Annotated in this window: 9 protein-coding genes; 6 read left to right on the forward strand and 3 right to left on the reverse strand. The window is 71.1% G+C overall.

The features are described from left to right. The first annotated feature begins 53 nt into the window (after positions 1-53). A complete protein-coding gene (gene lepA, locus AB0G52_RS23845) occupies positions 54-1,928 on the forward strand; it encodes a translation elongation factor 4 (protein WP_361338386.1) in 1,875 nt (624 codons plus the stop codon). Between the two features lie 271 nt (positions 1,929-2,199). Then, positions 2,200-4,071: an AMP-dependent synthetase/ligase gene (locus AB0G52_RS23850; RefSeq protein WP_361338388.1), complete on the forward strand. Its 1,872-nt coding sequence runs from the start codon at positions 2,200-2,202 to the stop codon at positions 4,069-4,071. A 147-nt stretch (positions 4,072-4,218) separates the two neighbouring features. Here the strand turns inward: AB0G52_RS23850 and AB0G52_RS23855 are convergent, their stop codons facing one another. Continuing rightward, a complete protein-coding gene (locus tag AB0G52_RS23855) occupies positions 4,219-4,779 on the reverse strand; it encodes a response regulator (protein WP_361338390.1) in 561 nt (186 codons plus the stop codon). 359 nt (positions 4,780-5,138) lie between these two features. Between AB0G52_RS23855 and AB0G52_RS23860 the strand changes: the two genes are divergently transcribed. Both AB0G52_RS23860 and hemW read left to right on the forward strand, forming a co-directional pair. After that, positions 5,139-7,118, forward strand: coding sequence for a SpoIIE family protein phosphatase (locus AB0G52_RS23860; protein ID WP_361338391.1), 1,980 nt, complete (start codon positions 5,139-5,141; stop codon positions 7,116-7,118). A 184-nt stretch (positions 7,119-7,302) separates the two neighbouring features. Continuing rightward, complete coding sequence (hemW, locus tag AB0G52_RS23865) at positions 7,303-8,535, forward strand: radical SAM family heme chaperone HemW (RefSeq protein WP_361338393.1); 1,233 nt, start codon at positions 7,303-7,305, stop codon at positions 8,533-8,535. Positions 8,536-8,593: 58 nt separating this feature from the next. On the opposite strand, the gene AB0G52_RS23870 is transcribed toward hemW, so the two are convergent. Then, positions 8,594-9,409 carry a DUF3097 domain-containing protein gene (locus AB0G52_RS23870; RefSeq protein ID WP_361338395.1) on the reverse strand — a complete coding sequence of 272 codons (816 nt, stop codon included), beginning with the start codon at positions 9,407-9,409 and terminating at the stop codon, positions 8,594-8,596. A 34-nt stretch (positions 9,410-9,443) separates the two neighbouring features. After that, a complete protein-coding gene (locus tag AB0G52_RS23875; RefSeq protein WP_132886726.1) occupies positions 9,444-10,166 on the reverse strand; it encodes an MBL fold metallo-hydrolase in 723 nt (240 codons plus the stop codon). A gap of 175 nt (positions 10,167-10,341) precedes the next feature. Here AB0G52_RS23875 and hrcA point away from each other — a divergent pair, with 175 nt between their 5' ends. Both hrcA and dnaJ read left to right on the forward strand, forming a co-directional pair. Next, complete coding sequence (hrcA, locus tag AB0G52_RS23880) at positions 10,342-11,358, forward strand: heat-inducible transcriptional repressor HrcA (RefSeq protein WP_132886725.1); 1,017 nt, start codon at positions 10,342-10,344, stop codon at positions 11,356-11,358. Continuing rightward, positions 11,359-12,495, forward strand: a complete 1,137-nt coding sequence (dnaJ, locus tag AB0G52_RS23885; protein ID WP_132886724.1) for a molecular chaperone DnaJ — start codon at positions 11,359-11,361, stop codon at positions 12,493-12,495. Positions 12,496-12,555 lie beyond the last annotated feature (60 nt).

Here is a 12,555-nt window from a genome sequence, read left to right on the forward strand (position 1 = left end):
CTACGTATAGATCCGACCCGAGGCATAAGGCGCCTCAAGAGACAGGACCCTGCGTGCCCGCGACCCCTAACAATGTGCCCGAGCCGAGCCGTACCGACCCGGCTCTGATCCGCAATTTCTGCATCATCGCGCACATCGACCACGGCAAGTCCACGCTCGCCGACCGGATGCTCCAGCTGACCGGTGTGGTCGAGCAGCGGCAGATGCGTGCTCAGTACCTCGACCGGATGGACATCGAGCGCGAGCGCGGCATCACGATCAAGTCCCAGGCGGTGCGTCTGCCCTGGGCCCCCACCGAGGGCCCGGACCAGGGCAGCACGCACATCCTCAACATGATCGACACCCCGGGTCACGTCGACTTCACCTACGAGGTGTCGCGGTCGCTGGCGGCCTGCGAGGGGACCATCCTCCTCGTCGACGCCGCCCAGGGCATCGAGGCGCAGACCCTCGCCAACCTCTACCTGGCGATGGAGAACGACCTCACGATCATTCCCGTGCTCAACAAGATCGACCTGCCGGCCGCGCAGCCGGAGAAGTTCGCCGAGGAACTGGCGAACCTGGTCGGCTGCGAGCCGGACGACGTGCTGCGGGTCTCCGCGAAGACCGGTGTCGGCGTCGACGCGCTGCTCAACAAGGTCGTCAAGGAGATCCCGGCGCCGGTCGGCGTCGCCGACGCGCCCGCCCGCGCCATGATCTTCGACTCGGTCTACGACTCCTACCGCGGTGTCGTGACGTATGTCCGCGTCATCGACGGCCAGCTCAACAAGCGCGAGCGCATCAAGATGATGTCGACCGGCGCCACGCACGAGCTGCTGGAGATCGGGACCAACTCGCCGGAGATGCTGGCCGCGGACGGGCTGGGCGTCGGTGAGGTCGGTTACCTGATCACCGGCGTGAAGGACGTCCGGCAGTCCAAGGTCGGTGACACCGTCACCAGCCAGAACAAGGGCGCCACCGAGGCCCTGGGCGGCTACAAGGACCCGAAGCCCATGGTCTTCTCCGGTCTGTATCCGCTCGACGGCTCCGACTACCCGGAGCTGCGTGAGGCACTGGACAAGCTTCAGCTCAACGACGCCGCTCTCGTCTACGAACCGGAGACCTCCGCCGCTCTCGGCTTCGGTTTCCGCGTCGGTTTCCTCGGTCTGCTGCACCTGGACGTGATCCGGGAGCGGCTGGAGCGCGAGTTCGGTCTCGATCTCATCGCCACCGCGCCGAACGTGGTCTACCGCGTGGTCATGGAGGACCGGACCGAGTACACGGTCACCAATCCGAGCGAGTTCCCCGAGGGGAAGATCAACGAGGTGTACGAGCCCGTCGTCCGGGCCACGATCCTCGCGCCGACCGAGTTCATCGGCTCGATCATGGAGCTGTGCCAGACCCGGCGGGGCACCCTGCTCGGCATGGACTACCTGTCCGAGGACCGGGTCGAGATCCGGTACACCCTGCCCCTCGCGGAGATCGTCTTCGACTTCTTCGACCAGTTGAAGTCGAAGACGCGCGGTTACGCGTCGCTGGACTACGAGCCCACCGGTGAGCAGACCTCCAGCCTGGTCAAGGTCGACATCCTGCTGCACGGCGACAAGGTCGACGCGTTCTCGGCGATCACGCACAAGGACGCGGCCTACGCGTACGGTGTGCGGCTCGTCGCCAAGCTGCGCGAGCTCATTCCGCGGCAGGCCTTCGAGGTGCCGATCCAGGCCGCCATCGGCTCCCGGGTCATCGCTCGCGAGACCATCCGCGCCATCCGCAAGGACGTCCTCGCCAAGTGCTACGGCGGTGACATCTCGCGTAAGCGCAAGCTGCTGGAGAAGCAGAAGGAAGGCAAGAAGCGGATGAAGATGGTGGGTTCCGTGGAGGTTCCGCAGGAGGCCTTCATCGCGGTCCTCAGCAGCGATGACAGCGCGGGATCGACCAAGAGCAAGAAGTAACCGCGGGTAACGATCGGTCGCGTCCGCAAAACAGGCGCAACAGGGGTCCGCCGTACGAAAGTGAGGCGGGCCCCTACGCGCGCGTAGGGTCGCTCTGCGTGGAAGATGCGGGGAAACAGACAGGCCGATGCCCCTTACGCACAGCCCGGCCGCGGCTTACTCTGATCCCTGCTCGATAGTTACTCGCGAGTTAAACAACAGCGCCAGCCCCACCGTGAGTAAACCCAGCCGCACTGAGCCAGCCGCACCGTCGCGGGTCCCGGAGGATGTCGTGAGCGACACACAGACACTGATCGAGAACCGACCGCCGTCCGTGGCGGCCCTCTTCCTTGATCGGGTGGCGGCCACACCGGACGCCGAGGCCTACCGCTACCCGGTACCGGCCTCCGGCCAGGGCCCCGACGACTGGAAGTCGCTCAGCTGGGCGCAGGCCGCCGAACGTGTCTACGCCATCGCGGCCGGCCTCATCGAACTGGGCATCGAGCCCGAGCAGCGGGTCGCGCTCGCCTCCTCCACCCGCGTCGAGTGGATCCTCGCCGACCTCGGCATCCTGTGCGCCGGCGCGGCCACCACGACCGTCTACCCGCAGACCAACGCCGAGGAGTCGGCGTTCATCCTCTCCGACTCCGGGAGCCGGGTACTGATCGCGGAGGACGCGGCGCAGCTCGCCAAGGCCGTCGAGAAGCGCGCCGACCTGCCCGAGCTCACCCAGGTCGTCGTCATCGACCCCGCCGGCGTCGAGACCGGCGACTGGGTGATCACCCTGACCGAACTGGAGGCGCGCGGCGCCGAGTACCTGCGCACGCACCCCGAGCTGATCAAGGAGCGGGTCGGCGCGATCACCAAGGACCAGCTGGCCACGCTCATCTACACCTCCGGCACCACCGGCCGCCCCAAGGGTGTGCGGCTGCCGCAGGACAACTGGTCGTACATGGCGAAGGCGATCGCCGCGACCGGGCTGATCAGCAGCGAGGACGTGCAGTACCTGTGGCTGCCGCTCGCCCACGTCTTCGGCAAGGTGCTCACCTCCGGGCAGATCGAGGTCGGTCACGTCACCGCCGTCGACGGCCGCGTCGACAAGATCATCGAGAATCTCCCGGTCGTGCAGCCGACCTACATGGCCGCCGTGCCGCGCATCTTCGAGAAGGTCTACAACGGCGTCGCGGCGAAGGCCCGCGCGGGCGGTGCCGCCAAGTACAAGATCTTCCAGTGGGCGGTCGAGGTCGCCCGCGAGTACGCCAAGGTCACCCAGGACAACTTCCGCCGCACCGGCGCCGCGACCGCGCCCTTCGGCCTGGCCGCCAAGCACAAGGTCGCCGACGGCCTGGTCTACTCCAAACTGCGCGAGGCGTTCGGCGGACGGCTGCGGGCCTGTGTCTCCGGTTCCGCCGCGCTCGCGCCCGAGATCGGCTACTTCTTCGCCGGCGCCGGTGTGCACATCCTGGAGGGCTACGGCCTCACGGAGTCCTCGGCGGCGTCCTTCGTCAACCCCGGCGAGGCCTACCGCACCGGCACGGTCGGCAAGCCGCTGCCCGGCTGCGAGGTGCGGATCGCCGACGACGGCGAGATCCTGCTGCGCGGCCCCGGCATCATGCAGGGCTACCACGGGCTGCCCGAGAAGACCGCCGAGGTCCTGGAGAGCGACGGCTGGTTCCACACCGGCGACATCGGTGAGCTGTCACCCGACGGCTACCTGCGGATCACCGACCGCAAGAAGGACCTCATCAAGACGTCCGGCGGCAAGTACATCGCGCCGGCCGAGGTCGAGGGACAGTTCAAGGCGGTCTGCCCCTACGTCTCCAACATTCTGGTGCACGGCGCCGACCGGAACTTCTGCACCGCGCTGATCGCCCTCGACGAGGCCGCGATCCTGGAATGGGCGAAGGACAACGGCCTGGACGGCAAGTCCTACGCCGAGGTCGTGGCCGCGCCGGCCACCGTCGAGATGGTCGACGGATACGTCAGGCAGCTCAACGAAGGTCTCCAGAAGTGGCAGACCATCAAGAAGTTCCGGCTGCTTCCGCGGGATCTCGATGTGGAACACGGGGAGATCACGCCGAGTCTGAAGCTGAAGAGGCCGGTCGTGGAGCGGGAGTACAAGCACCTCATCGACGAGATGTACGCCGGGACCCGGGAGGCCTGATCCCGGGGGTTCGTGGTCGGATCCTGGTCCGAAGGGGCGCGTGGGGAGCGGTCGTGCGGCTCCCCCCCGTGTCCCTTCGCGTCCCTGCGCGTCCCTTCGCGTCCCTGCGCGTCCCTTTGCGTCCCTGCGCGTCCCTTCGCGTCCGCGTCAGCGCGATCTGGTCCTGCTCAACAGTCGCCGAAGTTTCCCGGCTTCTTCTCTTAGCACCGCTACATCGACGGGTTCCTCGGACAAGCGCGTCTCCATGACCGCCAACCGCCTGCTCAACTCGCCGAAATCGGCCTGTTCCCGTGCCAGCAGTGCCTCCAGCTGCTGGTTCTTGCGGTGCAGTTCCAGGAAGACGTTCACCTTCGCCCGCAGCACCCACGGGTCGAACGGCTTCGTCAGGTAGTCCGCCGCGCCCGTCGCATAGCCGCGGAACGCGTACCCCGCCTCCTCCTCCGCTCCCGTCAGGAAGATGATCGGGACGTCCTTCGTCCGGTCGAGGCGTTTGATGTTCGCGGCTGTCTCGAAGCCGTCCATGCCCGGCATGCGGATGTCGAGGAGGATCACGGCGAAACGACGGAGCAGAAGAGCGTTCATCGCCTCCTCGCCGGAACGCGCGCGGACCATCGGCTCGTTCAACGAGCCGAGGACGGCTTCCAGCGCGCTCAGGTTGTCCTCCATGTCGTCGACCAGGAGGATGCCGGCCCGCTCGTCAGCGATCATTGCTCCGTCCGTTCGGTCGTCGGCGGCACCGTCGCCTCCCGCACCGTCGCCTCCTGTGCCGTCGGGGCGTTCGTCCGGGCGGTCAGGGCCTGCCGGCTCCCGTCTCACGCGCCGCGTTCCGGTGCCGAGGCGGGCGCCGAACCGTGAGTGCCCCGCGCGGCGGTCGTCGCGGTGAGCAGCGGGCACGGTCCGGATGCTCGGAGTTGTTCCGGTTTCTGTCCGTCTTCGAGCACACGCGTAGCACTGTTCTCACTCATGGCGGCCCACTTCGGTAACTCGGTGCTTATGGGCGCAGTCAGTCTGTCACTCTGTCCGCATCCGTCGGGATGTATTCGTCCGAACTGCTCGGGGAGCTGGACATGGGGGCCATACCCACGCAACGGGAGACCGTCTCCCGGGTCCGCGAGGCGCCTGCGCGCGACGAGGCGCCCGCCGCCGAGGAAGCGCACGACAGCGCGGTCCCGCGCGCGCAAGGATGCGCGACCCTGCCCGGAAGCCCCCTCGCGCCCGGTTCCGCCCGCGCGCTGGTGCGCGCCTCCCTGGACGAGTGGCGCGACTGCGGACTGCTCGGCCGGGAACAGCAGCGGGTCGCCGAGGACGCCATGGTCGTCGTCAGCGAACTCGTCACCAACGCCGTGGTGCACGCGGGCACCGACGTCGAGATCGACTGGTGGCTGGAGCAGTCCGTCCCCGACGCGCGTGACCCGCGCGACCCCACCGAAGAGATCGCGTTCGTCGTCGAGGTGACCGATCACCATCCCTCCCGGGCGCCTCGCGACCACCCGGGCGAGACGCCGTACGAGACGCCGGAGTACGGGCGCGGGCTGCGGCTGGTCGCCACGCTCGCCGAATCCTGGGGGGTGACGTACCGCACCGGTGCGAAGTCCGTGTGGGCGCGGCTGACCGGCCGGGGCGGCACCCTGCCCGACGAGCAGGAGCTGAGGGTCGCCGAGATCCTCGCCCCCGAGCCCCCCGCGCCGTCGGCCGCGCCCGACCGGAGCTGCCCGCACCGCCCGGAGCGGGACCGCGACTGGCTGAACCGGGGCGCCCTGACCTTCCTCGCGGAGGCCTCCGACCTGCTCGCCGGGCAGCTCGACGAGAACCTGGTGGCCGCCCTCACCGGCCAGCTGATCGTGCCCCGGCTCGCCGAGTGGTGCGCGGTGTGGCTGGAGGACGAGGCGACCGTGCGCGGCGGCTGGAACGACCCCACGGGCGCCGGCGGGCCGCGGCTGGCGCGTGTCTGGCACGGCAGCGAGAACCGCATCGAGGACCTGCGCCGGGCCCTGGAGAAGGACCCGCCGGGCGCCGGGGACGGCCTGCGGGCCGGGCCCGAGCCCTACCCCTGGCCCGGTGCGGCGCTCGGCCCGCGGGACGCCCACGGCGCGGCGCTCGCCTACCGGCTGATCGCGGGCGGCCGGCCGCTCGGCACGCTCGTCATCGGACGCTCAGGACCGGACGGCTTCCCCGACGAGATCACCGGCCTGGTCGAGGACTTCGGCCGCCGGGTCGCCCTGGCCATCGGCGCGGCCCGCCAGTACGCCCGGCAGGCCACCATCAGCGCCGTCCTGCAGCGGGGGCTGCTGCCCGGGGCGGTCGCCGAGATCCCGGGCGTCGCCAGTGCGCTCGTCTACGAGCCCTGCGACAAGGGCGGACCCAGCGGCGACTTCTACGACCTCTTCCCGGCGAGTGACGGCCGCTGGTGCTTCGCCGTGGGCGACGTCCAGGGCAAGGGGCCCGAGGCGGCCGTCGTCATCGGCCTGGCGCGGCCCTGGCTGCGTCTGCTCGCCCGCGAGGGCTACCGGGTCGCCGACGTCCTGGACCGGCTCAACCAGTTGCTCCTCGACGACGCCACCGAGGCCGCCGACGCCGCCGCCCGGGCGCTGGTCGCCGCCGGTGGCCACCTGCCGCCCGGCGACGGCCCGCAGACCCGCTTCCTGTCCCTGCTGTACGGCGAACTGATCCCGCTCGAAGGCGGCGGTGTGCGCTGCACCCTCGCCTCCGCCGGGCATCCGCTGCCGCTGCTGCTCGGCCCCGACGGCCGGGTGCGTACCGCCGCCCGGCCGCAGACCCTGCTCGGGGTCGTCGAGGACGAGACCTACACCAGCGAGACGATCGAGCTCGCGCCGGGCGACAGCCTGCTGTGCGTGACGGACGGGGTGACGGAGCGCCGCTCCGGTTCCCGGCAGTTCGACGACGGGGACGGGCTCGCCAGGGCGCTGGCCGGCTGCGCGGGGCTGAGCGCCGAGCTGATCGCCGAGCGGATCAGGCGGCTCGTCCACGAGTTCGGCGGCGGCCAGCCCGAGGACGACCTGGCGCTGCTGGTGCTCCAGGCGGAGTGACGACGCGGTCACCGGCACCGTACGGGGACGCGCGTGTGGCCGGACATCCGTATGCGGCGAGTACGGGACGCGCGCGTGCACGGACATCCGTATGCGGCGAGTGCGGGACAGCCGTACGCGGCGGTTACGGGACGGCGCACGAGCACGGACATCCGTACGCGGCGAGTACGGGACAATGGGGGACATGCCTTCCGCACTTCCCGACGGCGAGCCGGTCCCGGACGACGGCGCGCTCCCTGCGGCCGCGCTGGCCGGCGCCGCCGCCCGCCCCCTCGGGTTCTACCTGCACGTCCCCTACTGCGCGACCCGCTGCGGCTACTGCGACTTCAACACCTACACGGCGACCGAGCTGCGCGGCACCGGTGGGGTGCTCGCCTCCCGCGACAACTACGCGGACACGGTGGCCGACGAGGTCAGGCTGGCCAGGAAGGTCCTCGGGGACGACCCGCGCGAGGTGCGGACCGTGTTCGTCGGGGGCGGTACGCCGACGTTGCTGGCCGCCCGTGATCTCGTGCGGATGCTGCACGCGATCCGGGACGAGTTCGGGCTCGCGGCGGACGCGGAGGTCACCACGGAGGCGAACCCGGAGTCCGTCGACCCGGCGTATCTGGCGGCCCTGCGGGAGGGCGGCTTCAACCGGATCTCCTTCGGCATGCAGAGCGCGCGGCAGCACGTCCTGCGCGTGCTGGACCGTACGCACACGCCCGGCCGCCCCGAGGCGTGCGTGGCCGAGGCGCGGGCGGCCGGGTTCGAGCACGTCAACCTGGATCTGATCTACGGCACCCCCGGTGAGTCCGACGACGACTGGCGGGCCTCCCTGGACGCGGCGATCGGGGCCGGTCCGGACCATGTGTCGGCGTACGCGCTGATCGTCGAGGAGGGCACGCAGCTGGCGCGGCGGATCCGCCGGGGTGAGGTGCCGATGACCGACGACGACGTGCACGCCGACCGGTACCTGATCGCCGAGTCGGTGCTGTCCGGGGCGGGTTTCGACTGGTACGAGGTGTCCAACTGGGCGACCTCGGAAGCGGGCCGCTGCCTGCACAACGAGCTGTACTGGCGGGGCGCCGACTGGTGGGGTGCCGGGCCGGGGGCGCACTCGCACGTGGGCGGGGTGCGCTGGTGGAACGTCAAGCACCCGGGGGCGTACGCGGCGGCGCTGGCGTCGGGGCGGTCGCCGGGGGCCGGACGCGAGGTCCTGTCGGACGAGGACCGGCGGGTGGAGCGGATCCTGCTGGAGCTGCGGCTGCGCGAGGGGGTGCCGCTGGCCCTGCTGAAGGAGGAGGGGCTCGCGGCGTCACGGCGGGCGCTGGCGGAGGGCCTGCTGGAGAGCGGTGCGTACGACGGGGGGCGGGCGGTGCTGACGCTGCGGGGCCGGTTGCTGGCGGACGCGGTGGTGCGGGACCTGGTGGACTGAACGGGAGGCGTCAGGCCCCGCCGAGTTCAGGCCCCACTGAGGTCAGGCCGCACCGAGGTCACGCCCCACCGCCGCCCGTGACGAAGTCGATCAGTTCCTCCACGCGTCCCAGCAGCTCGGGCTCCAGGTCCTTGTAGGAGTTCACGCGCGCGAGGATCGCCTGCCACACCGCGCCCGTGTTGTCCGAGGGCCAGCCCAGCGCCCGGCACACGCCCGTCTTCCAGTCCTGGCCGTGCGGGACGCGGGGCCAGGCGTCGATCCCCAGGGACGCCGGTTTCACCGCCTCCCAGATGTCGATGTACGGGTGGCCGACCACCAGGGCGTGGTCCCCGGTCACCGACTGGGCGATGCGCCACTCCTTCGTGCCCGGTACCAGGTGGTCCACGAGCACGCCGAGCCGGGCGTCCGGGCCGGGTGCGAACTCGGTCACGATCGCCGGCAGGTCGTCGACGCCCCCCAGGTACTCCACGACCACGCCCTCGATGCGCAGGTCGTCGCCCCACACCTTCTCGACCAGTTCCGCGTCGTGGCGGCCCTCCACGTAGATGCGGCCCGCGCGGGCGACACGCGCGCGTGCGCCGGGGACCGCGACCGAGCCGGAGGCGGTACGGGTGGGGCGGGCCGGGCCCGCGGAGGCGGGCCGTACGAGGGTGACGACCCGGCCCTCCAGGAGGAAGCCGCGCGGCTCCAGCGGGAAGACGCGGTGCTTGCCGAAGCGGTCCTCCAGGGTGACCGTGCCCGCCTCGCAGCGGATCACCGCGCCGCAGAAGCCCGTGCCGGGTTCCTCCACCACCAGGCCGGGTTCGGCGGCCACCTCGGGCACCGGCTTCGGCTTCTTCCACGGCGGGGTCAGGTCGGCGGAGTACTGGCGCATTCGGATGACGATAGGAGAAGCGGGTGCGGTGTGCCTACGACACGCCGAAACGGGCCGCCAGGGCGTCGCGCTGGGCCCGTACGAACGCCGCGTCGACCACCGCTCCGTGACCGGGGACGTACCGGGCGCGGTCACCGCCGAGGGCCAGCAGCCGGTCCAGGGCGGCGGGCCACCGCGACGGTACGGCGTCGGGGCCGGCCTGCGGTTCGCCGGACTCCTCCACCAGGTCGCCGCAGAACACCACCTCGGGGTCGCCGGGGACGAGGACCGCGAGGTCGTGGGCGGTGTGGCCGGGGCCGACGTTGGCGAGCAGGGCCTGGCGGCCGCCGCCGAGGTCGAGGGTCCACTCGCCGGACACCAGGTGGCGGGGGGTGGGGAGGGCGTCCGCCGCCTCCTCGGCCTCCGGGGCCGGCAGGCCGTTGCGTACCGCGTCCAGGCGCAGCCCCTCGCGGTCGTGGGCGAGGACGGCCTCCGCGCCCACCGCCGCGTACAGGTCGGCGCCCGCGAACGCGGCCGCCCCGAGGACGTGATCGAAATGGGGATGGGTGAGCGCGAGATGGGTCACACGGCGGTCGGCGAGTGCCTGCGCCAGGGTGCGCAACCGCGCGCCCTCCGCGAGGCTCGACCCGGCGTCCACCATGAGGGCCGTACCCGCGCCGAGGACCAGCCCCGCCGTGCAGTCCCAGCCGGGCAGCCGGCACCGGCCCACCCCGTCGGCCAGGCGCTCCCAGCCCAGCTCTTCCCAAGTCACCGTCATACCGCGACGCTAGCCGCAGAACGCGGCGGGTCCGTACCGTCCCCGTACCGACCTTGCCCAGTCGGTACCCGACGGCCGTACACTGGGCCGGGGACGCTGGCACTCGGGCTCGCAGAGTGCCAGACGAAAGACCCGAAAGGCCGCGGGGACGACTTTCTGGAGGTGTGGCGCGAAGATGCTGAGTGAACGCAGGCTCCAGGTGTTGCGCGCCATCGTCCAGGACTACGTGGGCACCGAGGAGCCGGTGGGTTCGAAGGCGCTGACCGAACGGCACAACCTCGGTGTCTCGCCGGCGACCGTGCGCAACGACATGGCCGCCCTGGAGGACGAGGGGTACATCGCCCAGCCGCACACCAGCGCGGGGCGGATCCCCACCGACAAGGGCTACCGGCTGTTCGTCGACAAACTGGCGGGTGTCAAGCCGATGACCGCGCCCGAGCGGCGGGCCATCCAGAGCTTCCTCGACGGCGCCGTCGACCTCGACGACGTCGTGGCCCGCACGGTCCGGCTGCTGGCCCAGCTGACGCGGCAGGTGGCCGTGGTGCAGTACCCCTCGCTGACGCGGTCGACGGTGCGGCACGTGGAACTGCTCGCGCTCGCCCCCGCGCGGCTGATGCTGGTGCTGATCACCGACACCGGGCGGGTCGAGCAGCGGCTGGTCGACTGCCCGGCGCCGTTCGGGGAGGCGTCCCTGGCGGATCTGCGGGCGCGGCTGAACAGCCGGGTCGCGGGCCGCCGGTTCTCGGACGTGCCCCGGCTGGTGGAGGACCTGCCGGACGCCTTCGAGGCCGAGGACCGCGGTACTGTCTCGGCGGTGCTCTCCACCCTGCTGGAGACGCTCGTCGAGGAGAACGAGGAGCGGCTGGTGATCGGCGGTACCGCCAATCTCACCCGCTTCGGGCATGACTTTCCCCTCATGATCCGGCCCGTCCTGGAGGCTCTGGAGGAGCATGTCGTGCTCCTCAAGCTCATGGGCGAGGCGGGGGATTCGGGCATGACCGTGCGCATCGGTCACGAGAACGCCCACGAGGGACTCAACTCCACGTCCGTGGTGTCGGTCGGTTACGGTTCGGGCGGCGAGACACTCGCCAAACTCGGCGTGGTCGGACCGACCCGCATGGATTACCCGGGAACGATGGGAGCGGTACGAGCGGTGGCACGGTACGTCGGACAGATCCTGGCGGAGTCGTAAGTGGCCACGGACTACTACGCCGTTCTCGGCGTGCGCCGCGACGCGTCGCAGGAAGAGATCAAGAAGGCCTTCCGCCGGCTCGCGCGGGAGCTGCACCCGGACGTCAACCCGGATCCGAAGACCCAGGAGCGGTTCAAGGAGATCAACGCCGCCTACGAGGTGCTCTCCGACCCGCAGAAGAAGCAGGTCTACGACCTCGGCGGGGACCCGCTGTCGCAGAGCGGCGGCGGGGGCGCGGGCGGCTTCGGCGCCGGCGGGTTCGGGAACTTCTCGGACATCATGGACGCCTTCTTCGGTACGGCGTCGCAGCGCGGGCCGAGGTCGCGGACGCGGCGCGGCCAGGACGCGATGATCCGGATCGAGGTCGAGCTCGACGAGGCGGCCTTCGGCACGACCAAGGACATCCAGGTCGACACGGCGGTCGTCTGCAACACCTGCAACGGTGAGGGCGCGGCGCCGGGCACCACCGCCCAGACGTGTGACATGTGCCGGGGCCGCGGTGAGGTCTCGCAGGTGACGCGGTCGTTCCTGGGTCAGGTCATGACCTCGCGGCCGTGTCCGCAGTGCCAGGGCTTCGGGACGGTCGTGCCGACGCCGTGCCCCGAGTGCGCCGGTGACGGACGGGTGCGGTCGCGGCGGACGCTGACCGTGAAGATCCCGGCGGGTGTCGACAACGGCACGCGGATCCAGCTCGCCGGTGAGGGCGAGGTCGGCCCGGGCGGCGGTCCCGCCGGTGACCTGTACGTCGAGATCCACGAGCTGCCGCACTCCACGTTCCAGCGGCGCGGCGACGACCTGCACTGCACGGTGACGATCCCGATGACGGCGGCCGCGCTCGGCACGAAGGTGCCGCTGGAGACGCTGGACGGGCTGGAGGAGGTCGACATCCGGCCGGGCACGCAGTCCGGGCAGTCGATCCCGCTGCACGGCCGCGGCGTCACGCACCTGCGGGGCGGCGGCCGGGGCGACCTGATCGTCCACGTGGAGGTGACGACTCCCACCAAGCTGGACCCGGAGCAGGAGCGGCTGCTGCGGGAGCTGGCGAAGCTGCGCGGGGAGGAGCGGCCGACGGGACAGTTCCAGCCGGGGCAGCAGGGATTGTTCAGCCGGCTGAAGGACGCGTTCAACGGTCGCTGACGGGCCGGGACATTCGTCCGGCACGTGCCGAAGCGGTGGCACATTCCTGGCATGTGCCAA

The organism is Streptomyces sp. NPDC021562 (genome assembly GCF_040640875.1).
In the GTDB taxonomy this organism is placed as follows: Bacteria; Actinomycetota; Actinomycetes; order Streptomycetales; family Streptomycetaceae; genus Streptomyces.